This is a genomic window from Ensifer sp. ENS08, from assembly GCF_014852195.1.
In the GTDB taxonomy this organism is placed as follows: domain Bacteria; phylum Pseudomonadota; class Alphaproteobacteria; order Rhizobiales; family Rhizobiaceae; genus Ensifer; species Ensifer adhaerens.
This window is the reverse complement of sequence record NZ_JACVBF010000001.1, coordinates 850,244-873,888: the sequence shown is the minus strand read 5'-3', so window position 1 is coordinate 873,888 and position 23,645 is coordinate 850,244. Positions and strand designations below refer to the sequence as shown.

The following is a 23,645-nucleotide window of genomic DNA, read 5'->3' as shown; positions in this document are numbered from 1 at the left end:
TTACGACATGGCTGAAACTCTCGCCGAGGCGGTCTCCCGCCGCCGCACATTTGCGATTATCGCCCACCCGGACGCCGGTAAGACCACGCTCACGGAAAAGTTGCTGCTGTTCGGCGGTGCCATCCAGCTCGCCGGTGAGGTCAAGGCCAAGAAGGACCGCATCCAGACCCGTTCGGACTGGATGAAGATCGAGCGCGAGCGCGGCATCTCGGTCGTCACCTCGGTGATGACCTTCGAGTATGGCGGCAACGTCTTCAACATTCTCGATACGCCCGGTCACGAAGACTTCGCCGATGACACCTATCGCACGCTGACGGCGGTGGATGCGGCCGTCATGGTCATCGACGCCGCCAAGGGTATCGAACCGCGCACTCTAAAGCTCTTCGAAGTCTGCCGCATGCGCGACATCCCGATCATCACCTTCGTCAACAAGATGGACCGCGAAAGCCGCGATCCCTTCGAGATCCTGGATGAGGTCGAGGAGAAGCTGGCGCTCGACTGCGCGCCGGTGACCTGGCCGATCGGCCGCTCGAAGACTTTCTGCGGGTCCTACAACCTCGCCGACAACACCGTGCGCGGTTCGGACACGCAGGAAATCCCGACCAAGGTCAACGGCCCGGAAATGGCCTCCCATCGCCTGCCGGAAAACGAGCGCGACGCCTTTACCGAAGAGCTGATGCTGGCGATCGAGGCCTGCAAGCCCTTCGACAAGAAGGCCTTCCTCGAAGGCCATCTGACCCCGGTCTTTTTCGGCTCGGCGCTGCGCAACTTCGGTGTGCGCGATCTCATCAATGCGCTTGGCGACATCGCCCCGCCACCGCGCGACCAGGTAGCGGATATCCGCACGGTGCATGCGACCGACGACAAGATGACGGCCTTCGTCTTCAAGATCCAGGCCAACATGGACCCGAACCATCGCGACCGCATCGCCTTTGCGCGCGTCTGCTCCGGCAAGCTCGAGCGCGGCATGAAGGCGCGCCTGTCGCGCACCGGCAAGCAGCTTGGCCTCAGCGCCCCGCAGTTCTTCTTCGCCTCGCAGCGCCAACTCGCCGACACGGCTTACGCCGGCGACGTCGTCGGCATCCCGAACCACGGCACGCTCCGTATCGGCGACACGCTGACGGAGGGCGAGCCGCTGGTGTTCCAGGGCGTGCCGAACTTCTCGCCGGAAATCCTGCGCCGCGTGCGGCTCGAGGATGCGATGAAGGCGAAGAAGCTGAAAGAGGCGTTGCAGCAGATGGCGGAAGAAGGCGTCGTGCAGCTCTTCTCGCCGGAAGACGGTTCGCCGGCGATCGTCGGCGTCGTCGGTGCGCTGCAGCTCGACGTGCTGAAGGAGCGCCTCAGTGCCGAATACGGCCTGCCGGTTTCCTTCGAAATGTCGCGCTTCTCTGTCTGCCGCTGGATTTCGTCCGACCAGCCGGCCGAACTCGACAAGTTTGTCACGGCCCGTCGTGGCGACATCGCCCGCGATCTCGATGGCGACCCGGTGTTCCTGGCGCAGGACAGCTTCTCGCTGCGCTACGAAGCCGAGCGCTATCCGGCGATCAAGATGGTCGCGATCAAGGAATATCACGTCGCCAAGGCGGCCTGATTGTCCTGTGTCCGGCCGGTGCCTAGGCATCGGCCGGTCTCGCGGCGCTCAAGCGCCGTTTTCCGAACGAAATCCCTAAACCGAAAAATCGAAACGCGGCGACGAACGATCGAGCATGGCCATGCTCGGGCGAGCGCCCCAGGTCTGTTCGATTGCCTGCGAAAGTGCCGTGAGCAGGCGTTCGGTGTCCTCGCATGCCGTCTTGTGCAGCGCTTCCGCCACGATCAGCGCATGCGTCGTCTGCGGCCGGATGGCCGAAAGACCGCTCTGCCGGTTGGTCCAGCGCCGGGCATGCGCCCGCCCCTCGGCATCGGCGAAGATCACTTCGCCTGGTTCGGGGCTCTCCGTTTCTCCTGAGAACGTCAGATAGCGTTCGCTGCCGGCCGCCCGGCGGACGTGCAGAAAACCGCTGACGTGGGAGAGGTCGAAGACGGCGATCGGAATGGCGAAGGCGAGCGAAGCGGCGTTGCAAAGATCGATCAGCGGATGGATCGAGGGCAGGTCGCCTTCCTTGCGGAAGCGGCGGAGCAAGGCTTCAGCTGCCGAGCGGTATTGTGTCGGCTTCAATCCCATCTTGGCAAAGGTCCGGCGCCACGCCTGGATCTCGGGCAGGTCGCTTTCCGAACCCGCGCCGAGACGATCATTTGCGCTCGCCTGGAACTGGCGAACATGGTCCTCGACCGAGACGCCGCCATTTATGCCATCGATGAAAAGCGCGCCGGCGCTCAGCTCCGGGAAATCGCGCCAGATGTCGTCTGCGTGCTGGAAGTGCATGGAAGTCCTCGAATTGGATGCGTTCATTCTGGTTCAAACCTCCGCGACCGGAAAGGCGCGTGCCGTCCTTCGGCCGGCGAGGATCTGGGGTAGGGTCAGGCCGAGGACGGCGGCGAGCACGCAGCCGATCCCAAGCAATTGAGGGGTGCCGACCGGCTCGTCGAGTAGGAGAAAGGCGAAGGCGACGGCTGAAACGGGCGCCAGCGCCGTGAAGACGGAGGCCTCGGTGCCGCTTACTTTCGCCGATCCCGCATACCAGAGCAGGAAGCCGGCAACGGTCGGGATGAGGGCGTAGTAGAGAACCGCAACGATTGCGCCCCTGTCGATCTCGGCCGTCGCATGCGTCTCGAAGAGCGCAGGGATGATGGCGACCGCGAAGCCGAGGCCGGCCATCAGCGTCGAAAGAGCCAGCGGCGAGATCTCCGTCTTCACGCGCTTGTTGAGAAGGATGAACAGGCCTTCGCATATGACGGCGCCAAAGATGAGGGCGATGCCGAGCGGCGAATGGGTGCCGCCTTCGCCGGGCTTGAAGACGATGGTCAGCACGCCGGCTGCGGCAAGTGCGATCGCCGCAAGCACTTTGCGGTCCGGGCGCTCGCCGAGAAGAAGGATGGCGATGGCGGCGGAAACCACCGGCAGCGTACCGATCACCACGCCGGCATCGGTTGCCGAGGTCAGGCTGAGGCCGGCGATCAAAAGCGTCGTATAGCCGACGCTGCCAGCGCCGGCTTGGGCGATGAGGAGAAGCCAGTCGCGGCCCTTAAGTTTCGGCCATGACGTCCTGGTGAGCCACATCAACAGCAGGAAGAGCGGGAAGGCGACGGCGAAGCGCAGCGCGGTGGCCGTGAACGGTGGCAGGCCCGTCGCGATGATCTTGCTGGCGATCACCGTACTACCGACGAGGATCATCGCCAGCGACAGATAGAGATAGCCTTGAAATTTTCCCGACATGTCCGTTCTCCGTTGCTCCGCCGCGCTTGTCGCTGCGCAGCCGATGCAGCAATGCTCCGGGGGAGGGCTCGGGTCTTGAACGGAATTGCGGGCGCTACTTTTTGGCCTCGGCATAGATGCCCGGCGAGAGGCCATATTTGCTGACGAAGACGCGGGTCATGTGGCTCTGGTCGGCGAAGCCGGCCGCGAACGCGGCCTCCGCCAGCGGCATGCCCCCGCCGATCAGGCGGCGGGCGAGATCGATGCGGCGCTGGACGATATAGGCATGCGGCGTCAGGCCGACCGCGCTTGCGAAATTGCGCACCAGTTGAAAGCGGCTGAGCCCGGCTTCGGCGGCGAGATCGGCGAGCGTGATCGCGGCCGTCGGATCGTCGTCGATCATCGTCTTGGCCGCCGCGATTGTTGCCGGCCGTTCACGCTGGTGTCGCCTGCCGGTGGCAAGAACGCCTGCAAGCAGCAGCAGGAGCTGCTCCTCGTGCCGGATGGCGTCGCCCATGGCCGTCGGATCGGTGATGGCCGCAAACAGTGCCCGAAAGTGATCTGCGACCTCCCGGTCGTGGAAGGCGGGGGCAGTGAACTCGCCGGAATGCGCGCGGCCCTGGCTGATATCCTCGGCGGCAGTCGCGATGACCGAGGGATCGAAGTAGAGCATGCGCCAGGCGCGGCCGGCATCACCGATCGGCGTTCCGTCATGCACCTCGCCGGGGTTGACGGTGATCATGTCGCCGGCGCCGGCTTCGACCATGCCGCGGCCGCTGAGCGACTTCTGCGCGCCCTCATAGATGAGACCGATGCCAAACTGATCGTGCGTGTGGCGGGCGAAGGACTGGCGCGTTTCGGCCTCGACAGCGTCTATGCCCGCGGCGGCACTGCGCAGCATCCTGATCTTGCCCTTCGCCATCCCGCGCGCCTGCTCCGTTCTCCAGCTTTGTCTTGTACACCGAGGCGCCGCATCCGGCCATCGCAATGACGCCTCATGACGCCTCCTGCTCCGGCTGACATCGGTGGGTCGCAGAAACTTTCATCTTTCCGGCGTTGCAATCACCGGCCGCATCCTTACGTTGCGGTTCCAGGCGGCTGAGACAATAGGAGATGGTCGAAATGCTGGATCTTCGTGTTCACTTTCTCGAAGCGGACGGGTCTCTGGCGCCGTGGCACGAACGAATACGGGAGGCCGTGCGGGAAACCGCCGAGCGTGTCGGCGCGGCGGTTTCTGCCTCGGACAGCGCCGCCCCCATCGATGTCCTCGTCGAGTATCGTGCGGGCGAGACGATCCCTGAACTCGGTGTTGCGGGCGCCTGCTACCGCAGGGCGCTGGTCTTCTTCACGGTCGATCCCGGCAACGAGAATTTCGAGGCGAGCCTTAGTGCGGGAGAAGTGCGCAAATTGCTGACGCACGAACTGCATCATTCCTTTCGCCACGCGACCTGCGGCTATGGTTCCAAGCTCGGCGAAGCGCTGGTCAGCGAGGGGCTGGCCGATGCTTTCGATGCCGAGATCAACGGCGGCGACGGCCATGTGTGGAATCATGCGCTCAACGCCGCGGATTGGGAAAGCTTGTTGGAGCGCGCCGAACGAGAGCTTTGGGCCGAGACCTATGATCACGCAGGCTGGTTCTTTGGCACCGATCGGTCTCTGCCGCGCTGGGCCGGCTACACGATCGGCTATCATCTGGTGAAGACTTATCTTGCTGTCAATCCGCAGGCGCGCCCATCGCAGATGACGGCGACGCCGGCATCGGTCGTGATCGGCGAAGCATGGGCGCCGCTCAAGGATCGCCTGCTCGTCGCCGCATGATGGTTCAGGCCGAGATGGCTAAGCGTGAGGCGCCTCGTCGCGATCGCGGCCCGGCAGCTTCCTGACGTCGCCGATCCAGGGCAACGCCGAGGAACACCAGATCTGCGACCGCGGTCTGAGCTGCCGGCGCTGGTTGATCGTTCCCACCCGGATGCCAACCTCCAGCGCGTCCTCGTCGGTGCCGGTCGTGTAGATCGGCGAGCCGCAGTTCGGGCAGAAGAACTGCAGCCGCTGCCGCCCGTTTGCGCCGATCTTCACATAGAGCTTCGGTTCGCCGCCGGTCAGCCGAAAGTTCTCCCGTTCCGTGCCGGCGGTGACGCGGTAGGCCGATCCCGTCAGTTGCTGGCAATCGGTGCAATGGCAGATCCCGACATCGGCCGGGTCGATCTCCGCCTCGTAGGTGACGAAGCCGCAGTGGCATTGCCCGTCGATATGCATGGAGCCCTCCCTGAAAGCGGGAAAGCTAGGGCGGTCCGGGCGAAAGGCTATGCCGCTCTCATCCGCCCGAAGCCTCATTGGGCGATCGGGCTCAAGGATCGCAGCGTCTCGCCCCGCCGTTCGGCATGGACGGAGAGCGGTGGAGCGCCACCGTTTGGTTCGCCGCCGCTTACACGCCGGTAAACAGCCACTCGTGTTCGCGGGCGTTGTGGAACTTCCAGATGCGCTTCGGTCCGGCCATGACGTTGAGATAATAGACGTCGTAGCCGTGCACGGCAGCGACCGGATGATAGCCCCTCGGCACCAGCGTCACGTCGCCGTCCTCGACTGCCATGGTCTCGTCGAGCGAGCGATCGTCGGTATAGACGCGTTGCATCGCAAAGCCCTGGGGCGGGTTCAGCCGGTGGTAATAGGTCTCTTCCAGATAGCTCTCGGCCGGCAGGTCGTCCTGGTCGTGCTTGTGCGGGGGGTAGGAGGAAGTATGGCCACCGGGAGTGATCACCTCGACGACGAGCAGCGACTGCGCCGAGCCGTCATCTTCCGGCATGATGTTGGTGACGTAGCGGGTGTTGGTACCCTTGCCGCGGGTCATCTGCGGATGGGTGCCCGGTGCGATCACCTTCGCCTTGAAGCCGTCGCCGCCCGGGGCCGAGCAGATGGCAAGGTCGAGGTCGGAGGTGGCCGTTGCTTGCCAGCGGCTGCCCTTCGGCACGTAGACGGCATAGGGCTGGCCCTCGAAGGGGGTCATGCGCTCGCCGAGCTCGCCGAGGCTTTCGCCGTCGACGGCGACCTTCGCCTTGCCGGACACGAGCACCAGGCAGATTTCCTTGTCGCCGGTCTCGCCCTCGGTCGTCTCGCCCGCTTTCAGCCGTTCCAGCGCGAAGCCGACATAGGTCCAGCCGGCGCTCTCCGGCGTCACGTTTTGCATGAGGCCCGATTTGGCCTTCGGTTTGACGAGCAGCTTGGACATGTCGATCTCCCTGATACTTTTTCTGGAGCCGCGCCGAATGGTTGGCCTGCCCCTCACCCTAGCCCTCTCCCCGCTTACGGGGAGAGGGGATTTTCGGAGTTTGCGTCGCGCTCCCCACCTCTACGTCGCGAGGGACCGGAGGGCGCGGCCTATCCCTTCACCCCGCCGGCGGGGAGAAGGTGGCGGCAGCCGGATGAGGGCCTCCCTCACCGCGCGGATGAGGGGCACGCCCCGTGAAGTCCGGCGACCGAAAGTGACGGCTTACTTGTCGAGCCCGGCGTCCTTGGCGAAGGCCTTCAGCGACTTCAACCCAAGTGACTGGTATTCGAAAGGGTTGCGCACGGCCGAATCCTGTTCCGCCTCGATCACCAGCCAGCCGGAATAATCGTGCTCGGCGGCGATCTTCAGTACGGGCAGGAAGTCGACGCCGCCATCGCTGTCGCCGGGAACCGTGAAGACGCCACGGCGCACGCCTTCGAGGAAGGAGAGGCCTTCGCCCTCGACGACCTTGCGGACAGCGGGACGCACGTTCTTGCAATGGATGTGGCGCACGCGGTGCATGTATTTCTTCGCGACCTCGGCCGGATCGGAACCACCGAACCAGGCGTGCCCGGTGTCGAGCAGCAACTTGGTCGCCGGGCCGGTGTTCTGCATCAGGAGATCGATTTCCTCACCGGTCTGGACGATCGTGCCCATGTGGTGATGGTAGACGAGGTCGATGCCCTGGTCGGCACAATATTGCGCGATCGCTTCGAGGTCGGCGCCGAACTTCTTCCACTGGTCGGCCGGCAGCACCGGCTTGTCGTTGGCGACCGACTTTCCGTCGTCGCCATGGATGGCGTTCGAGGTTTCGCAGACGATTGCCACCTTGCAGCCATTGTGCTTCAGGAGGTCGAGATGCGGCTGGATCGCCTTCTTCTCGGCCTCGACGTCATGGGTGAGCAGGTTGGTCGAGTGCCAGCCGGAGACGAAGACGAGATCGTAGGAGCCGAGCTTCTGCTTCAGTGCTTCCGGATCGGACGGCATCTTGTGGCCCTTCTCGATGCCGTCGAAGCCGATCTTCTGGCAATCGGACAGGCAGTCCTCGAGCGTCAAATGCGCGCCGATCGAATGATCGTCGTCGTTGCTCCAGGCGATCGGGTTAGTTCCGTAGCGGATCATGTCTTTCACTTTCTGATGCCATCCGCGGAAGGCGGATATTTTGTGAGCATAAACGGGAAAAGCGCCCGCGCGAAAACGCGGGCGCCGAAAGGGCAATCTTAGCCGAAGCGCTGTGCGGCGAGCGCCTTCTCATAACCCTCGCGCGCCGCGTTGACCTGAGCGCGGCCCGAGACCTCGGGCACTGCGACATCCCACCAGTGGCCGCCGGCCTCGGTCGTGATCAGCGGATCGGTGTCGATGACGATCACGGTCGTGCGCGTCTCGCTCGCGGTCTCCTTGAGCGCTGCTTCGAGCTCGGAGATCGAGCCGACCTTGCGGGTGACGGCGCCCATCGCGCCGGCATGCGCCGCGAAGTCGATCTGCGGCAGTTCGACGTGATGGGTGTCCTTCAAGAGATTGTTGAAGTTGGCGCCACCGGTACCCATCTGCAGCCGGTTGATGCAGCCGTAGCCGGCATTGTCGAGCAGCACGATCGTGAACTTGGCGCCAAGCATGATCGAAGAGGCGATCTCCGAATTCAGCATCATGTAGCTGCCGTCACCGACCATGACGATCACGTCGCTCTCGGGCTTGGCGAGCTTGACGCCGAGACCGCCGGCTACTTCGTAACCCATGGTCGAGAAGCCGTATTCCATGTGGTAGCCGCCAGGCTCTTCCGCCTGCCAGAGCTTGTGCAACTCACCGGGTAGACCGCCGGCGGCGCAGACGAGCGTCGTGTTCTTGCCGCCGCGGGCGCGCTGCACGGCGCCGATCACCTGGGCGTCGGAGGGAAGGGCCGCATTGGTCGTGGCCGTTGCCTTGTCGGCCGCCGCCAGCCATTCCGCCTTGCCGGCCCTGGCCTTCGCGGTCCAGCTCGGATCGGCCTTGTGGCCGCCAAGACCGCCGGAGATGCGGTTGAGACCGGCGCGGGCGTCTGCGATCAGCGGCAGGCCGTTGTGTTTGCCGGCGTCGAAAGGCTGAACGTTGAGGCCGATGATCTTCAGGCCCTCGTTCTTGAAGAGCGCCCAGGAGCCGGTTGTGAAGTCCTGCAGGCGCGAGCCGACGGCGAGAACCACGTCGGCATCCTCGGCAAGCGCGTTGGAGGCGGTGGTGCCGGTCACGCCGACCGAGCCCATGTTGAGCGAATGCGAATGCGGCAGCGCCGACTTGCCGGCCTGCGTCTCGACCACGGGAAAGCCGTGGCGTTCGGCGAAATCGCCGAGCTCCTTGCTCGCTTCCGAATAGAGCACGCCGCCGCCGGCGATGATGATCGGCTTCTTTGCTTCCTTCAGCGCCGCGATCGCCGTCGCCAGTTCGTCGAGATCCGGCTCGACGCGGCGCGGCACCCAGACCTTCTCGTCGAAGAAGTTTTCGGGGTAGTCGTAGGCTTCCGCCTGGACATCCTGGCAGAGCGACAGCGTTACCGGGCCGCAATCGGCCGGATCCGTCAGCACCTGCATGGCGCGGCGCAGCGCCGGGATGATCTGTTCGGGCCGGCTGATGCGGTCGAAGTAGCGCGAGACCGGGCGGAAGCAGTCGTTCGCCGAGATCGTGCCGTCGCCGAAGCTTTCCACCTGCTGCAGCACCGGATCGGGGCGGCGGTTGGCGAACACATCGCCGGGCAGGAAGAGGACCGGCAGGCGGTTGACATGGGCGAGTGCTGCCGAGGTCACCATGTTGAGCGCGCCGGGGCCGATCGAGGTGGTGCAGGCCATGAAGCGGCGGCGGAAGCTCGCCTTGGCAAAGGCGATCGCCGCATTCGCCATGCCCTGTTCGTTCTGGGCGCGGTAGGTCGGCAGCGTGTCCTTGATCGCGTGCAGCGCTTCGCCGACGCCGGCGACGTTGCCATGGCCGAAGATGGCGAAGACGCCGCCGAAGATCGGCACCTTCTTGCCTTCGATGACGGTCATCTGGCGGGTCAGGAACCGCGCCACGGCCTGGGCCATGGTCAGGCGCACGGTCTTCTGGCTCATAATCTGTTTCCTCCTCGTGGCGGAATCGTCCCGTTCCGCCCTGTCCGGCATTATCGACTGATATCTGTCGATCCTATGCCGCCTTTGTTTCACCCAGTTGCAGCCAGAGATCGACCAGGGCCTTGAATTTTCCGGCCATGTCGGCGATCGCCTGGTCGTCGCTCATCGTGCCGCCGAGCCAGGCCCGGCCGGCATCGGCGAAAATCGTTCGGCCGACGGCAAAGCCGCGAACCTTCTTCGAAGTGCGAGCGGCTGCAAAGCCGTCCTTCAGCTGCTCATAGGGTGCTTCGAGGCCCAAGAGCACCACGCCGCGGCAGAGCGGGTCGCGTGCCTCGATGACGGCATCGATCGCTGCCCAGGCGCCGCGGCTCGCCTGCGGCTCGAGCTTCCACCAGTCCGGCTTGAGCCCGGCATCGTAGAGTTCGGTCAGTGCCCGCGGAATGGTCTGGTCGTCGAGCTTGCCGTGCTTGCCGGCAATGATCTCGATCAGGATCTCACGGCCAACCTTGCGCGCCGCTTCGAAGGCGGAGCGGAGCTTTGCCACCTGCTGGGCTTTCAAGTCCGCCGGATCGTCCGGGTGGTAGAAGGAGAGCACCTTGATGCAGTGGTCGACCGGCCAGTCGATCAGGCGGCTGCCGAGATCCTGGCTGAATTCGAACTGCAGCGGCCGCGAGCCCGGAAGCTCGATCGGTTTGCCGATCCAGAAATCGCGGTGGGCGCCGGCAGCGTAAAGCGCGTCGCGGCCGTACTTGTCGTCGATCAGCATGCCGAAGCCGGAGCGGCCGGCCGCGACCTGTGCGGCGGCCTTCACCGCCAGCACCTTGAAGGCGGGAATGCGGTCAAGCAGAGCCTGGTCGCCGGCGGCCATGTCTTCGAGCTGGCTGCGATGATCGATCGCCAGCGCCATCAGAAGCGGAATATCGCGGCGACGTGTGGTTGCCCAGTGAACGTGGTTGATCGCCTCGTCCTTGCGCAGGGCCCGTTCTTTGCTGCCCTTTTCCAGGAAGAACTGCAGTTCCGTCCAAGTCGGGATTTCAGGCGCACAGAGCAGGCGCGAGACAGCGAAGGCGCCGCAGGCATTGGCCCAGGTGGCCGACGTCGCGTGCGGCTCGTTTTTGAGCCAGCCGCGTAGGAAGCCGGACATGAAGGCGTCGCCGGCGCCGAGCACGTTATAGACCTCGATCGGAAAGCCCTTGCCGACGATGCCGTCTTCGAGGTCGTCGGTGATCGGACCGTCATAGACGATGCAGCCCATCGGCCCGCGCTTGAGCACAATCGTCGCCTTGGAGAGCGAGCGGATCGTCTTCAGCGCCTGGAGCAGGTCACTTTCGCCCGAGGCGATCAGCACTTCCTCTTCCGTGCCGACGATCAGGTCGCAATCGGCAAGGACCGTTTTCAGGTGCGCCGAAACGCGATCCGACGCGATATAACGGCTTTCGCCGGCGTCATGGCCGGCAAGGCCCCAGAGGTTCGGACGGTAGTCGATGTCGAAGACGACCTTCGCGCCGTTTTCCTTGGCAATGCGGATCGCCTTGCGCTGGGCGGCGTCGGTGTTCGGCTTGGAGAAATGCGTGCCCGAGACGAGCACTGCGCGGGCGGAACGGATGAACTCCTCGGAAACGTCATCTTCGCAAAGCGCGTTGTCGGCGCAGTTGTCGCGATAGAAGAGCAGCGGGAAGGTCTTGTCGTTTTCGACCGCGAGGATCGCGAGCGCCGTCAGCCGCTCCGGATCGGTGACTATGCCGCGGGTCTCGACGCCTTCGCGAGTGAGCTGCTCGCGGATGAAGCGGCCCATCTGTTCGTCGCCGACGCGGGTGAGAAGCGCTGACTTCAGGCCCAGGCGGGCGGTGCCGACAGAGATGTTGCAGGGGCAGCCGCCCACTGACTTCGCAAAGCTCGAAACATCTTCAAGCCGCGTGCCGATCTGCTGGCCATAGAGATCGACCGAGGCCCGGCCGATGGTGATCAGGTCGAGCGGCTTTGCTCCCTGTGCCGAAACGTTCTGGCTCACTGCTTCCTCCCCGCGGACACCTTGGCGGGCCCGACCATTTCCGTACTGTGGGTGATGGCCGTATGAAACATAAATTCCGACGTTTCGTCAATATGGAATTTTCATTCTATCTGTTCCGTTTTGCCTAGCCGCCCTCGGCGAGGCGCTGGCGCTTCTCGGCGATAGCGACCGTCAGCGCCATGGCAAACGCCATGCTGGCGGAAAGAGAACGGAAACCGGCATGGTCGGCCTCGACCAGTTCGAACCAGACCTTCGAGGATTCTGCCAAGGGCGAGAAGGCCGAGTCCGTCAGCGACACGACGGGCACCTTGCGTTCGGCGAGAAGCCGCGCCTGGGCCGCACTTTCGGAGGCGTAGGGCGAGAAGCTGACGGCAAAGGCGGCATCGTTTTTCGTCGCCATCGCCAGCATGTCCTCGTCGATACCGGCGGCAGTGCCGACGAGTTGGTATTTCACCTTCAGCTTGCCGAAGGCATAGGCCATGTAGCTGGAGATCGGATAGGAGCGGCGCTTGGCGATCAGGTAGACGGTGTCGGCCTTGGCGAGGATATCGACGGCGCGTTCGAAGGCTTCAGGATCCACCGAGGAGGCGATGTTGTCGAGCGAGCGGTGGGCGGCAGCGACGAAGCCGTTGAAGATCGAACCACTTTCGAGCTTGCTGTGGTCGTTGGCGCTGAGCGCCTTCAGCCGGTCCTCATAGCCGGGCGTGCGCTCACGCAGCCGGGCGCGAAAGATCTGCTGCAGGCTGGAAAAGCCCTCGAAGCCGAAATGCTGGGCGAAGCGCACCAGCGTCGACGGCTGCACTTCGGCGGAAGTCGCGATGCTCGCTGCCGTGCCGAAGGCGATTTCATCGGGATTGTCGAGCGAATAGGCGGCAACCTGGCGCAGCCGTTTCGGCAGCTCCGCCTTGCGTTCCAGAATGGCGGCCTTCAGCGCCTCGAAATCCTGCGGCACCTCTGTCGTCGTTTCCGGCATGGCCATGTCTCGCTCGTCTCCCTCGATGTCAGTCTGGCTTTCGGCCTCACCCTAATCGATTAGTCGGGAACGGGATAGAACAGGCATTCTATTTTTCTCGGAGCATGTCCAGGAAAAGTGCGAAGCGGATTTCCGTCCGGAATGCGCACCAAAACAGAGAGCATGTCCAGGAAAAGTGCGTAGCGGTTTTGCGTCCGGAAATGCGCAGCAAGACGGGCGGCATTTCCAGGAAAAGTGCGTAGCGGTTTAGCGTCCCGACGTGCGTGCAAAAATAGATGGCTTTCCTACAACACGCCGGCCGTCGAAGCCGCCTAGATCCGCACCCATTCGTTTGTCTTGGCCGATTGATAGGTCGCCGAAAGCACCTTCTGCACCTCGTAGCCTTCGCGGAAATCGGTCGAGGGAGACTTGCCGCCGGCGATGGCGTCGAGGAACTCCTTCACCTCGATGGCCTTCAGGTCGTTGAAGCCGATCTGGTGGCCCGGCGCTACGCAGAACGCGCCATAGGGCGGATGTTCCGGTCCGGCCCAGATGGTGCGGAAGCCGCGGGTGCGGATATCATCGCCCGTCTTGTAGAGGCGGATTTCGTTCAGCCGCTCCTGGGTGAAGACGATGCTGCCCTTCGAACCGTAGATCTCGAAATCGTGCTGCATCTTGCGACCGGTCGCGATCCAGCTTGCCTCGAAGCTGCCGGTGGCGCCGTTTTCGAAGCGCACGAAGGCGCGGGCGACGTCGTCGACCTCGACGGCGCGGGTTTCGCTGGAGCCGGCGGAAACCGGGCGTTCCGGGATCTGGATAATGGTTTCGGCAAGCACCTGTTTGATCGGGCCGACGAGGTGGCGCATGGAGGCGATAATGTGGCTGCCGATGTCGGCAAGCGCACCCCCGCCGCTGGCCGGGTTCAGGCGCCAGCCCCACGGAACCTGCGCGTCGGCCATGAAGTCTTCCGCATGGATGCCGCGCATCGAGCGGATCTCGCCGATCTCGCCGCTTTCGATGATGTCCTTGGCAAGGAAGATCAGTGGGTTCTTCAGATAGTTGAAGCCGACCTGGGTCACGACGCCCGCCTTCTCGGCCGCCTCAACCATCTCGCGGCATTCCGCAACGGTCGGCGCCAGCGGCTTTTCACAATAGACGTGCTTGCCATGGGCGATCGCCGCAAGCGCCATCTCCTTGTGCAAAAGGTTCGGCGTGGTGATGTCGATGATGTCGATATCCGGATCGGTCAAGAGCTCGCGCCAGTCGGCGGTCGCCTTGCGGAAACCCAGTTGACCGCGGGCGCGTTCGGCACTCTCGACGGTCACGTCGGCGACCGAAACCAGATCGAGCTCGAAGGGCAGGTCGAAGACCCGCGCGGCAATGGTGAAGCCGAGCGCATGGGCCTTGCCCATGAAGCCCGTGCCGATCAGGCCGATGCCGAGTTTGCGCTTGCTGCCCATGCTGAATTCCTCCCTGGCGGCGCTGCCGTGTTGGTCTGAGATGAAATGAATTTTGCAAGTTTTGTCAATATGGAATTTTTGTTCGAAATAGGATGGCGATACCGACGTTGTGCCGTTTGAAACAGCCAAAACTGTGCGTTCCGGTTAGCTTCACCTTGACGAAGGGGGAATGTGTTAACGCATTTTTACCATGTTCCGTTGGAACATCGCGTTTCGTCATGGTTAACGAATCGCTCCGCAGTGAACGGAGCGGAGCTGGAGTGAAATCAGCATGTGCCGCTGGGCAGCCTATCGCGGGGAGCCGCTGTATCTCGAGGAACTGGTGACCTCTCCGGCGCACTCGCTGATCGAACAGTCCCATTGCGCGACACGGGCCAAGACCGCCACCAACGGCGACGGCTTCGGCATCGCCTGGTACGGCGACCATCCCGAGCCGGGGCGCTACCGCGATATCCTGCCGGCCTGGTCCGACTGCAACTTGAAGAGCATCGCACGGCAGATCCGCTCGCCGCTCTTCCTCGCCCATGTGCGCGCCGCGACCGGCGGTGGAACCAGGCGCGACAACTGTCATCCCTTCGTCTTCGGCCGCTGGTCCTTCATGCACAACGGCCAGATCGGCGACTTCGAGCATCTGCGCCGTCCGATGGAGAGCATGCTCGACAATGACCTCTATTCGGCGCGCACCGGCACGACGGATTCGGAGCTCCTGTTTCTTCTCGCCATGCAGTTCGGGCTCGACCGCGATCCGCTCGGCGCCATCGCCGAGGCGCTCGCCTTTATCGAACAGCTTGCCGAGCATCTGGAGCGCCAGGTGCTGGTGCGCTTCACCGCAGCTTTTTCCGACGGCCAGGATCTCTACGCCGTGCGCTACGCCTCCGACTGGAAGGCGCCGACGCTCTATGCCGCACCGATGGGCCCGAGCGGTGGCTATTGCCTTGTCTCCGAGCCGCTCAACGACGACGACAGTGCCTGGGTCGAAATCCCCGACGGCACCGCGGTCATCGTCGGCGAAAACGGAGTCGATGTTCGGCTGTTTTCGACCAAGGGCACGCCGGTCAGATCTCGCCAGATGGCCTGAGCGGGCGGCGCTTTCGACTTCGACGAGGACGCCGCGCCCCTCATCCGGCTGCCGCCACCTCCTCCCCGCAGGCAGGGAGAAGGGACGCGTGGCGCTCGCTCGTCCACGACTGGCTCTTTGAGAAAGCGACCGATTATCATCGTTCTCGAGGTTAGACGGGAGAGGCTAAGCCCGCAGCCAACGGGACGCGATATCGCGTGTGCCGCGTCCCCTCGCCCCGCTTGCGGGGAGAGGGCTCGGGTGAGGGGCATTTGCCATGAGATCGATTGTTTAGCGCGCCAGCTGCTCGGCAATCATCGCCGCCAGCTTTTCCGCCACCGCGTCCTTGTCCATCTCTGGCCAGTCGTCATTGCCGGCATGTGAGATCAGCTTCACCTTATTGCGGTCGCCGCCCATGATGCCGGTTGCCGGCGAGACGTCGTTGGCGAGGATGAAGTCGGCGCCCTTTCGCTCGAGCTTGGCGCGGCCGTTGTCGGCGACGTTTTCGGTCTCGGCGGCAAAGCCGATGACGAGCTTTGGCCGCTTCGCATGGTGGCCGACCGTCTTCAGGATATCGGGGTTTTCAGCAAGCTGCAGCGGCGGCGGCGCCTCGCCCGGCTTCTTCTTGATCTTGTTGCCGGCGGCCGTCGCCACCCGCCAGTCGGCAACGGCGGCGACCATGACGGCGACATCGGCGGGAAGGGCGGCAAGCACCGCATCGCGCATCTCTTCGGCCCGCTCCACATGCACGACTTTCACACCAACCGGATCCGGGATCGTCACCGGGCCGGAGACCAGCGTGACGTCGGCGCCGAGCTTTGCTAGCGCCGCGGCGATCGCATGGCCCTGCTTGCCGGAGGAGCGATTGGCAATGTAGCGCACCGGGTCGATCGGCTCATGCGTCGGCCCTGAGGTGACGACGACGCTGCGCCCGGCAAGCGGTTTTGGCGCGCCTAAGAGCAGGTCTTCAACGGCCGCGACGATCGCCAGCGGCTCACTCATGCGGCCTTCGCCGGCCTCGCCGCTTTCGGCCATTTCGCCCGCTTCCGGGCCGATGAAGCGGAGGCCGTCCCTGGCAAGCGTCGCCCGGTTGCGGCGCGTCGCCGGATGCGCCCACATTTTCGGGTTCATCGCCGGCGCAACCAGGACAGGGCGGTCCGTTGCCAACAGAATGGTCGAGGCGAGATCGTCCGCATGGCCGTTCGCCATCTTCGCCATCAGGTCGGCGGTCGCGGGTGCCACGACGATCAGATCGCATTCGCGCGCCAGCCGAATATGGCCGACGTCCTGCTCGTCCTCGCGCGAGAACAGGTCGAGATAGACATGCGAGGCCGAAAGCGCGCCGACGGCAAGCGGCGTCACGAACTGCTGTGCGCCCGCCGTCATGACCGGCCGCACGCTTGCGCCGCGCTCCCTGAGGCGCCGGATGAGATCGAGGCTCTTATAGGCCGCGATGCCGCCGGAGATGATGAGGAGAATACGCTTGCCCGACAGTGTCATTTGCACCCGGCCCTTCGGCCGTCCTCTCGCCCGGCATGGGCTGCCGAGCCTACGCGATATCAGAATAGTCCAGGCGACCGGCCTCACCGACGCCTTTGATGTCGAACCTACTTGAGCGATCTGCCGGGCGCAACGTGTCCGGAGGGGCCGGCAGGTCAAGGGGGCGGAACAAAAGCCGCGCCGCTTGCGTCAACCGGGGCATGGGCTGTTGCCGAAGCCTGATAATGCGGTTAATCCGCTCTCAATCCGCGGGGGCTAAGCTTCTTCCATGCGAATAAATGCGATCACAAACTGGGCCTATGGCGTGACCGTCCTTCTGACGGGGCTTTCCGGTGCCGCCTTCATCCTGTCGACCGACAGCGCGATCAAGGAACGCCAGGCGGTTGAGCAACATCTGGTGCTTGACACGCTCGGCGAAGAGCTTGCGCTCGGGGCTGAAACGCGAAGTGACGAGGCACGTCTTTATGTGATGCGCGGCGACGAGCGCCATCTCGAAGCCTTCCACCGCGCCGAGGAAGAAGAACGCCGGCGCGAGGAGGCGACCAAGACCGCGACCAATCTTGGCGCAACGCCGGCGGAGATCGCCGCCTTGCAGGATATCGTTCGCGAGGCGGAAGCGCTCGACAAGGTCGAGGTTACCGCCATCGAGGCCTACCAGAAGGGTGACCGCGCCGGCGCGCAGGAAAAGCTCTTTGGGCCCGAGCACGAGCGTCTGCAGACCGCCCTTCTTGAGACGGTGGCGCGGTTCAGGGACCTGACCAACGTCCGCACCGGCGCGGCCCTCAACGAGGCGCAGGAGCGCAGCGATTGGTATGCGGCCGCCGCCAAGACGATGCTCGGCATCACCGCCGCCCTGTTCCTGAGCGTGCTCTATTTCATCCTCAAGCGTCGCGTCGCCATGCCGCTCACCCGCATGAGCGGCATCGTCACAAGACTTGCCGAGCAGGATTACGCCGTGGAAGTCCCGCTCGATCGCCGCAGCGACGAGATCGGCGAGATGAACAAGGCGATCCATATCTTCCGCGAAAACGGCCTGGAGCGGGACCGTCTGGACGCGGAGCGGCGGCTGGACCAGCAGACCAAGGATCTCATCCTGCAGATGATGCACCGGCTGCAGGCCTGCCAGAGCCAGGACGAACTGGCCGAGGTCGTCGCCCGTTTCGCGCCGCAGGTCTTTCCCAACCTCGCCGGCCACCTCTATGTGCTGAACGACAGCCGGACGCTCCTGTCGCGCGTCGGTACCTGGCTCGATCCGCAGCACTCGGCGCCGACGTTTCCGTCCAGCGCCTGCTGGGGGCTCCGCCGCGGCCGGCCGCATGTCAGCAACCGTGGCCACAGCGACATCGCCTGCCAGCACCTCGACGATGAAGGCGTGATCGGCCTCTGCGTGCCGCTGACGGCCCAGGGCGACACGATCGGGCTCCTCTACTTCGAGGAACGGTCTGAGGAGGAGTTCGCGGTCGAGGCGTCGCGCCTCTATCTCGAACTGATCGCCGAAAATATCGGGCTCGCCGTCGCCAATCTTCAGCTGCGCGAGAAGCTTACCAATCTCGCCGTCCGCGATGCGTTGACGGGCCTGCTCAACCGGCGCTGCCTCGATGAGGCGCTGAACCGGCAGCCGCGCGGGCAGGCCGGCAAGCCGCTCAGCTGCCTCATGATCGACATCGACCACTTCAAGCGCTTCAACGATGAGTTCGGCCACGATGCCGGCGACGTCGTCATGCAGTATGTCGCGCAGATCATCGTCGACACGGTCGGCGATGCCGGCAGTGCCTACCGTTTCGGCGGCGAGGAGTTCACCGTGCTCATGCCCGACGCCGGCGAAGCCGCGGGCTTCGAGCTTGCCGAGCGGCTGAGGACGCGGATCGGCACGACGCCGCTGTCGCATCGCGGCCGGATTCTGGGCACGGTTTCGGTCTCGGTCGGCGTTGCCTCGGCGCCGGACGATGGGCCTGTAGCCACGCTCCTGACCCGGGCCGATGCCGCTCTTCTCGACTCCAAGAACCACGGCCGAAACCGGAGCGTGCGGGCCTCCGGGCTCGTCTTCGGCGACGACGAAGTGCAGCGCAGCCTCGCCTGATCCCCTGGCCCCCGCAGGTCTGTATCGAAGGGCCTGCCTTGAAACGGGCGCATTCGATGCTATCTATGGCCGCGATAGAAATTTGAACAGGATACACGCATCGATGGATTTCACCCTGACCGCCAAGCCGAACCGTCTTGCCATCAGGGAAAACCGTATCCATGCCTGCTTCGATTTCACTCTCCCGTATTTCGTGGTCCACGCCTGAGGGCCGAAGCCTCCTTTCCGATCTCGACCTGAGCTTTGGTCCTGTTCGCACCGGCCTTGTCGGTCGCAATGGCGTGGGAAAATCCACCCTGCTGCGACTGGTCGAGGGAACGCTGGCGCCGCAGGCCGGCAAGGTCAGCGTCGTCGGTAGCCTCGGCGTGCTCAGCCAGACCGTTCAGGTCGCGGCCGACGAGACCGTCGCCAATCTCTTCGGCGTCACCGACGCGCTTGCGGTTCTGCAGAAAGCAGAAGAGGGGGGCGCCACCATGGACGAGCTGGCTTCCGCCGACTGGACGTTGGAGGCCCGCATGGAGGAAGCGCTGGCGCGCGTCGGTCTGGACGCTTCGGCGGAAACGCGCCTTGCCGCCTTGTCCGGCGGGCAGATGACCCGCGTGAAGCTTGCCGCGCTCGTCTTCAAGGAGCCGGACTTCATCCTGCTCGACGAACCCACCAACAATCTCGACCGCGAGGGGCGGGCGGCCGTCGCTGCGCTGATGGCGGGCTGGCGCGGCGGCGCCATCGTCGTCAGCCATGATCGCGAACTCCTGGAAGAGATGGACGCAATCGTCGAACTGACAACGCTCGGCGCCACCACCTACGGCGGCAATTGGAGCCACTATCGTGAACGCAAGGCGATCGAGCTGGCGTCTGCTCGCCACGATCTCGCCGATGCCGAGCGGCGTCTGGCTGAGGTCGAGCGCAAGACCCAGGAGACGGCCGAACGCAAGGCGCGCAAGGATGCCGCCGGCCGCCGCAAGCGCGCGAAGGGCGACGAACCGTTGCTCTTGCTCGACGCCAGGAAGGAGCGGAGCGAAAAGACCGGCGGCGACAATGCCCGCCTTGCGGACCGGCGACGGGACCAGGCGGTCGGCGATCTCGTCGAAGCGCGCGAGCGCATCGAAATCCTGCAGCCGCTGACTGTTCGCCTGCCGCCGACCGGACTGCCTGCCGGTCGCAGCGTCCTGCAGGTCGATAACGTCGGCGTTGGCTATGAGCGGAGGAAGCCGGTCGTCGACCGGCTGTCGCTCTCGATCGTCGGGCCGGAGCGCGTTGCGCTTACCGGCCGCAACGGTTCGGGCAAGACGACCCTGCTGTCGCTGCTGACGGGTGATCTGCAGCCATGGTCCGGCAGCGTGCGCCTGCTCGTCGATCACGCCATGCTCGACCAAAAGGTAAGCCTGCTCGATCCCGCGCTCTCTATCCGCGACAATTTTCGGGCCCTCAACGCTGATGCCAGCGAGAACGATTGCCGGGCAGCGCTCGCGCGTTTCATGTTCCGGGCCGACGCTACGCTTCAGATGGTCTCGAGCCTCAGCGGGGGACAGATACTGCGCGCCGGTCTGGCCTGCGTGCTCGGTGGTCGCAATCCGCCGCAGCTCCTGATCCTCGACGAGCCGACCAACCATCTGGATATCGATTCCATCGAGGCGGTCGAGGCGGGGCTCAGGGCTTATGACGGCGCGCTGCTCGTCGTCAGCCACGACCGGGCCTTCCTGGAGGCGATCGGCATCACCAGGCGGATCGAACTTTCCTGACGGGACTATTCCGCCCAGCGCGCGTCGCCGGTAAAGGCGATCGTCAGCCAACGGTCATGGCCGGGATCACCGATCTCCTCGCCGATCTCGGCGCGGATCCGGTCGAGTTCGGCGAGCGTGCCGACCTTGGTTTCGGGCGTTCCGATCATATAGACCTCGATCGTCTTGGAGCGCCCGACCTTGGCGACATAGGTGCGGTAATCGGCAAAGCCGTGGCGTGTGACGGCGTTCGCCGCCGCCTGCCGCACGCGCTCGTCAAGCTCGGCGGGTGCGACGAGGAAGATCTCCTTAAGCGCCTGGAAGACCGTGCGGATCGGCAGCGGGATCAGGCAGAGCGTCAGCACGATCAGGATCGCCGGGTCGACATAGGGCGTGACGTACTCGTAGGCCGTTCCCTTCAAGGCGGCGGCGATCGCAAAGGCGACGAGCAGGGCGGAGGTAATCGCGCCGGACATCGCCCAGGCGCGCACGTCGAGCACCAGGAACTCCGAGCCGATCGGCCGGTTCGCCCGGCGTACATAGAAGAACATGAAGGCGCAGATCACCACGACGACGGCGGCATAGGCGATCGCCCAGTCGAAGGCGAGGTGATTGCCGCCCGACAGAATGGAGCCGACGGCGTTCACCATCGCGTAGAAGGAAAGCAGGGTCAGAAGGCCGGCATTGAAGAGCAGCACCATCGGTTCGATGTGCCAGAAGCCCATCTGGAAGCGCTTGCTCGGTTTCGGGATCAGTTGCGTCACGCCAAGCGCAAGCAGGGTCATAGAGGCGTCGACGGCCGAGAAGACGCCGTCGAACACGATGGAAACCGAGCCCGATAGCAGACCGAAGATAACGCCCGTCACCCCGACGACCACGGTGGCCGCGATCGATTGTTTGAGGACTGTCTGTTCGGTTGGCGCACTCATGATCTTGTTATTACTCCGGTTTTGGTGGGGTGCGTAGGCGTTGGCAGTGTCGAAATGGTGGCAAGACGGGCGGATGGCGCTGCAAGCATAGCGTTTCGGCCAGCCGCAAGACAGCCGCCCAGGGCCTGGTCCGGGGCGTGCAGTTGTCTTTCGCCGGTCGTGGGCTCAGAATTGACGAAAGCCCGCGGCAGGAGAATGGGCTATGGAGGGGACATGATCGTCGAGATGCTGCTCGGTGCTCTCTTCGTGTGCGGCACGGTCGCCCTGACGCTTGCTGCGTACTTCCTGATGCGGCTGATCATGGGCGGCGAGGCCGAGGGCCATGAAAAGGAGCTGGCCAGTTCGGTCATCTTCCGGATCTCGGCACTGCATGGCCTGATCCTTGCGCTCGTGTTCGCGCAGGAGATGGTCGAGTACCAGCAGCTCAAATACGAAATGGCGACCGAAGCCGGCGCTATCGCCGACATCTACTATGATGCCGCACGCTACGGCGAAGGCTTCAAGGCACCGATCCAGCAGGCGATCTCCGCCTACGTGTCCCAGGTGATCGACGGCGAGTGGCAATCATTGGCCGACAAGGGCCGTCTTTCAAATGAGGCCTGGGCGTTCTGGGACAAGGCCTACCAGCATGTGCTGAACCTCGTGCCGGCCGACAAGCGTCAGGAGAGCCTGCGCAGCCAGATGCTGGAGCGGCTGCACGACGTTTCGCAGAGCCGAACCAAGCGGGAAAGCAACGTCGCGGACTCGATCGACAGCATCTTCTGGTTCGCGGCACTCTCCGGCGTGATCTTCATCGCGCTCGCCTACTATGCCTATCCGCCGAGGCGACGGAACCTGCTGCTGCTCTGCCTCTTCGGCGCCTATACCGGCATCATCCTGTTCCTGATCTACGCCTTCTCCAATCCGTATCAGCCGCCGGCAGCACTGGCGCCGGGGCCACTCGAACGGGTACAGGAGCAGATCAACGCGTCGCCCGCGACCGGCGGATAACCGGTCTCAAGCGAACTGCCCCAGCCGCAGCAGGTCTCCCGTGGCGGCGCCATCGTCGAGCGCTGTGGTGCGCGCAGCCTCAGGACGCGGCGGCGGCATGGAATGGCCGATCGCAAACAGAAGCGCACCTGCCGCCGCAAATGCCCCGAACAGCAGGAACATGCCGGCGCCGCCGACGGCGCCAAGCGCAAGGCCGCCGGTGAGCGGCCCGAGGAAGTTTCCAAACGTCGAGAGCGAATGGGCACCGAAATAGGTGCCGCGGTTGCCGGCGTTCGAAATTCCGTCGACCAGCACATATTCCGACGGCACGACCAGCACCTCGCCTATGGTGAAAAGGATCATCGAGGCGACGAGCATTTCCATTCCGGACGAGGCGGCAAAGCCGATTTCGCCGATCAGGAACAGCAGGCTGCCAAGCGACAGCGCGTGCAGGGCGCCGATCCGTTCGATGACGAAGCGGGCCGGCGTGCTGGCGACCAGCACCGTTACCGCGTTGGTCGAAACCAGCAGCGCAAAAAGCGTGACGCCGTCCTCAAAGCCGGTATTGAGATACTGCGACAGGGTCACGGACCACTGACCGTGAACGGCGAGAAGCAGCGTGCCGCCGACGACGAAGAAGACCAGGCGCCGGTCACGCAAGGCGGCGACAAGTCCGCGCCAGCCACCGGCACTCCCTGACGTTCGTTCGGTTTCGATAGCCTGCCTGCTGCTGGCCTCCGGTACCGTGAGCAAGAGTACGAGACCGAAGGCTGCGTGGATGACGCCCGCGATGACGAAAAGCGTCACATAGGCAGCGCCGACCCATACGCCGATCAATGGCCCGATCGCCCAGCCGGCATTGATGGCGAGATAACGCCAGGAGAAAACCTTGAGGCGCAGATGTTCAGGCGCCGCATCGCTCATCAAGGCGCGCGCGACCGGTTCAAAAACGGCGGCGGCAACGGCGGAAACGATGTGGGCCAGCGCGAAGGCGGCGATCGATTGTGCCAGTCCGAGCCCGGCCAGCGCCAGTCCGGCCATGAAGAGTGCGACGGTCAACACGCCTTTTCGGCCAATCCGATCGGAGAGCGTGCCGGCGAAGGGGCTGACGATCGCGCCGAGCAGCGGCCCCACGCCGATCAACGCGCCGATGCTGGCAGGGTTGAGGCCGAAGTCACGCTGGAGGCGGATTGCAAGGAAGGTCAGGCTCATGCCCTTGGCGATCGTCACCACACCGGAGCCCGCGATGAGAAGCAGCGCGACGAAGCGGCCGGCTTTTTCGGAATAGGCAGTCATCACAGGCACCTGCTGGCTGGAAACCGCCCGGTCTCC

19 protein-coding genes are annotated in these 23,645 nt (G+C 64.3%); 6 read left to right on the top strand and 13 right to left on the bottom strand.

What is annotated here, in order from left to right; translation table 11 throughout:
• The first annotated feature begins 7 nt into the window (after window positions 1-7).
• Window positions 8-1,591 (top strand): peptide chain release factor 3, encoded by a 1,584-nt coding sequence (locus IB272_RS04065; RefSeq protein WP_034797554.1) that lies wholly within the window; start codon window positions 8-10, stop codon window positions 1,589-1,591.
• 75 nt (window positions 1,592-1,666) lie between these two features.
• On the opposite strand, the gene IB272_RS04060 is transcribed toward IB272_RS04065, so the two are convergent.
• The 3 genes from IB272_RS04060 to IB272_RS04050 form a co-directional block, all read right to left on the bottom strand.
• Window positions 1,667-2,365, bottom strand: a complete 699-nt coding sequence (locus IB272_RS04060) for a phenylalanine--tRNA ligase beta subunit-related protein (protein ID WP_060580632.1) — start codon at window positions 2,363-2,365, stop codon at window positions 1,667-1,669.
• 33 nt (window positions 2,366-2,398) lie between these two features.
• On the bottom strand, window positions 2,399-3,316 hold the full coding sequence (locus tag IB272_RS04055; RefSeq protein WP_060580633.1) for a DMT family transporter: 918 nt from the start codon (window positions 3,314-3,316) through the stop codon (window positions 2,399-2,401).
• A gap of 94 nt (window positions 3,317-3,410) precedes the next feature.
• Window positions 3,411-4,217, bottom strand: a complete 807-nt coding sequence (locus tag IB272_RS04050; RefSeq protein ID WP_060580634.1) for an AraC family transcriptional regulator — start codon at window positions 4,215-4,217, stop codon at window positions 3,411-3,413.
• A 200-nt stretch (window positions 4,218-4,417) separates the two neighbouring features.
• On the opposite strand from IB272_RS04050, the gene IB272_RS04045 reads away from it, so the two are divergent.
• Window positions 4,418-5,113 (top strand): DUF2268 domain-containing putative Zn-dependent protease, encoded by a 696-nt coding sequence (locus IB272_RS04045; RefSeq protein ID WP_162732962.1) that lies wholly within the window; start codon window positions 4,418-4,420, stop codon window positions 5,111-5,113.
• A gap of 18 nt (window positions 5,114-5,131) precedes the next feature.
• On the opposite strand, the gene IB272_RS04040 is transcribed toward IB272_RS04045, so the two are convergent.
• From IB272_RS04040 to IB272_RS04010, 7 genes are all read right to left on the bottom strand, one after another.
• Window positions 5,132-5,551, bottom strand: a complete 420-nt coding sequence (locus IB272_RS04040; protein ID WP_060580636.1) for a GFA family protein — start codon at window positions 5,549-5,551, stop codon at window positions 5,132-5,134.
• A gap of 169 nt (window positions 5,552-5,720) precedes the next feature.
• Complete coding sequence (iolB, locus tag IB272_RS04035) at window positions 5,721-6,521, bottom strand: 5-deoxy-glucuronate isomerase (protein ID WP_060580637.1); 801 nt, start codon at window positions 6,519-6,521, stop codon at window positions 5,721-5,723.
• Between the two features lie 261 nt (window positions 6,522-6,782).
• Entirely contained in the window at window positions 6,783-7,682 is a 900-nt protein-coding gene (iolE, locus tag IB272_RS04030; RefSeq protein WP_060580638.1) for a myo-inosose-2 dehydratase, read from the bottom strand.
• A gap of 98 nt (window positions 7,683-7,780) precedes the next feature.
• The gene (iolD, locus tag IB272_RS04025; protein ID WP_060580639.1) at window positions 7,781-9,634 is read right to left on the bottom strand and encodes a 3D-(3,5/4)-trihydroxycyclohexane-1,2-dione acylhydrolase (decyclizing); all 1,854 of its coding nucleotides are present in this window, start codon (window positions 9,632-9,634) and stop codon (window positions 7,781-7,783) included.
• Between the two features lie 73 nt (window positions 9,635-9,707).
• Window positions 9,708-11,645, bottom strand: a complete 1,938-nt coding sequence (gene iolC, locus IB272_RS04020) for a 5-dehydro-2-deoxygluconokinase (protein ID WP_060580640.1) — start codon at window positions 11,643-11,645, stop codon at window positions 9,708-9,710.
• A gap of 124 nt (window positions 11,646-11,769) precedes the next feature.
• Window positions 11,770-12,624: a MurR/RpiR family transcriptional regulator gene (locus tag IB272_RS04015; RefSeq protein WP_060519708.1), complete on the bottom strand. Its 855-nt coding sequence runs from the start codon at window positions 12,622-12,624 to the stop codon at window positions 11,770-11,772.
• Window positions 12,625-12,929: 305 nt separating this feature from the next.
• The gene (locus IB272_RS04010; protein WP_060580641.1) at window positions 12,930-14,057 is read right to left on the bottom strand and encodes a Gfo/Idh/MocA family oxidoreductase; all 1,128 of its coding nucleotides are present in this window, start codon (window positions 14,055-14,057) and stop codon (window positions 12,930-12,932) included.
• A gap of 271 nt (window positions 14,058-14,328) precedes the next feature.
• Between IB272_RS04010 and IB272_RS04005 the strand changes: the two genes are divergently transcribed.
• Window positions 14,329-15,135 carry a class II glutamine amidotransferase gene (locus IB272_RS04005; protein WP_034797533.1) on the top strand — a complete coding sequence of 269 codons (807 nt, stop codon included), beginning with the start codon at window positions 14,329-14,331 and terminating at the stop codon, window positions 15,133-15,135.
• Window positions 15,136-15,405: 270 nt separating this feature from the next.
• On the opposite strand, the gene coaBC is transcribed toward IB272_RS04005, so the two are convergent.
• Window positions 15,406-16,614, bottom strand: coding sequence for a bifunctional phosphopantothenoylcysteine decarboxylase/phosphopantothenate--cysteine ligase CoaBC (gene coaBC, locus IB272_RS04000; protein ID WP_060580642.1), 1,209 nt, complete (start codon window positions 16,612-16,614; stop codon window positions 15,406-15,408).
• A 268-nt stretch (window positions 16,615-16,882) separates the two neighbouring features.
• Here coaBC and IB272_RS03995 point away from each other — a divergent pair, with 268 nt between their 5' ends.
• Complete coding sequence (locus tag IB272_RS03995; protein ID WP_060519714.1) at window positions 16,883-18,694, top strand: diguanylate cyclase; 1,812 nt, start codon at window positions 16,883-16,885, stop codon at window positions 18,692-18,694.
• 161 nt (window positions 18,695-18,855) lie between these two features.
• Window positions 18,856-20,436, top strand: a complete 1,581-nt coding sequence (locus IB272_RS03990) for an ABC-F family ATP-binding cassette domain-containing protein (RefSeq protein WP_060580644.1) — start codon at window positions 18,856-18,858, stop codon at window positions 20,434-20,436.
• 5 nt (window positions 20,437-20,441) lie between these two features.
• Here the strand turns inward: IB272_RS03990 and IB272_RS03985 are convergent, their stop codons facing one another.
• A complete protein-coding gene (locus IB272_RS03985) occupies window positions 20,442-21,344 on the bottom strand; it encodes a cation transporter (RefSeq protein ID WP_113135391.1) in 903 nt (300 codons plus the stop codon).
• A gap of 213 nt (window positions 21,345-21,557) precedes the next feature.
• Between IB272_RS03985 and IB272_RS03980 the strand changes: the two genes are divergently transcribed.
• Window positions 21,558-22,334: a DUF4239 domain-containing protein gene (locus IB272_RS03980; RefSeq protein WP_060519720.1), complete on the top strand. Its 777-nt coding sequence runs from the start codon at window positions 21,558-21,560 to the stop codon at window positions 22,332-22,334.
• A 6-nt stretch (window positions 22,335-22,340) separates the two neighbouring features.
• Here the strand turns inward: IB272_RS03980 and IB272_RS03975 are convergent, their stop codons facing one another.
• Entirely contained in the window at window positions 22,341-23,609 is a 1,269-nt protein-coding gene (locus IB272_RS03975; RefSeq protein ID WP_060608338.1) for an MFS transporter, read from the bottom strand.
• Window positions 23,610-23,645 lie beyond the last annotated feature (36 nt).

Coding starts and splice junctions, on each gene's coding strand:
- IB272_RS04065 (WP_034797554.1), top strand. CDS start 8: ATGGCTGAAACTCTCGCCGAGGCGGTCTCCCGCCGCCGCACATTTGCG.
- IB272_RS04060 (WP_060580632.1), bottom strand. CDS start 2,365: ATGCACTTCCAGCACGCAGACGACATCTGGCGCGATTTCCCGGAGCTG.
- IB272_RS04055 (WP_060580633.1), bottom strand. CDS start 3,316: ATGTCGGGAAAATTTCAAGGCTATCTCTATCTGTCGCTGGCGATGATC.
- IB272_RS04050 (WP_060580634.1), bottom strand. CDS start 4,217: ATGGCGAAGGGCAAGATCAGGATGCTGCGCAGTGCCGCCGCGGGCATA.
- IB272_RS04045 (WP_162732962.1), top strand. CDS start 4,418: ATGCTGGATCTTCGTGTTCACTTTCTCGAAGCGGACGGGTCTCTGGCG.
- IB272_RS04040 (WP_060580636.1), bottom strand. CDS start 5,551: ATGCATATCGACGGGCAATGCCACTGCGGCTTCGTCACCTACGAGGCG.
- iolB (WP_060580637.1), bottom strand. CDS start 6,521: ATGTCCAAGCTGCTCGTCAAACCGAAGGCCAAATCGGGCCTCATGCAA.
- iolE (WP_060580638.1), bottom strand. CDS start 7,682: ATGATCCGCTACGGAACTAACCCGATCGCCTGGAGCAACGACGACGAT.
- iolD (WP_060580639.1), bottom strand. CDS start 9,634: ATGAGCCAGAAGACCGTGCGCCTGACCATGGCCCAGGCCGTGGCGCGG.
- IB272_RS04015 (WP_060519708.1), bottom strand. CDS start 12,624: ATGGCCATGCCGGAAACGACGACAGAGGTGCCGCAGGATTTCGAGGCG.
- IB272_RS04010 (WP_060580641.1), bottom strand. CDS start 14,057: ATGGGCAGCAAGCGCAAACTCGGCATCGGCCTGATCGGCACGGGCTTC.
- IB272_RS04005 (WP_034797533.1), top strand. CDS start 14,329: ATGTGCCGCTGGGCAGCCTATCGCGGGGAGCCGCTGTATCTCGAGGAA.
- coaBC (WP_060580642.1), bottom strand. CDS start 16,614: ATGACACTGTCGGGCAAGCGTATTCTCCTCATCATCTCCGGCGGCATC.
- IB272_RS03995 (WP_060519714.1), top strand. CDS start 16,883: ATGCGAATAAATGCGATCACAAACTGGGCCTATGGCGTGACCGTCCTT.
- IB272_RS03990 (WP_060580644.1), top strand. CDS start 18,856: ATGCCTGCTTCGATTTCACTCTCCCGTATTTCGTGGTCCACGCCTGAG.
- IB272_RS03985 (WP_113135391.1), bottom strand. CDS start 21,344: ATGAGTGCGCCAACCGAACAGACAGTCCTCAAACAATCGATCGCGGCC.
- IB272_RS03980 (WP_060519720.1), top strand. CDS start 21,558: ATGATCGTCGAGATGCTGCTCGGTGCTCTCTTCGTGTGCGGCACGGTC.
- IB272_RS03975 (WP_060608338.1), bottom strand. CDS start 23,609: ATGACTGCCTATTCCGAAAAAGCCGGCCGCTTCGTCGCGCTGCTTCTC.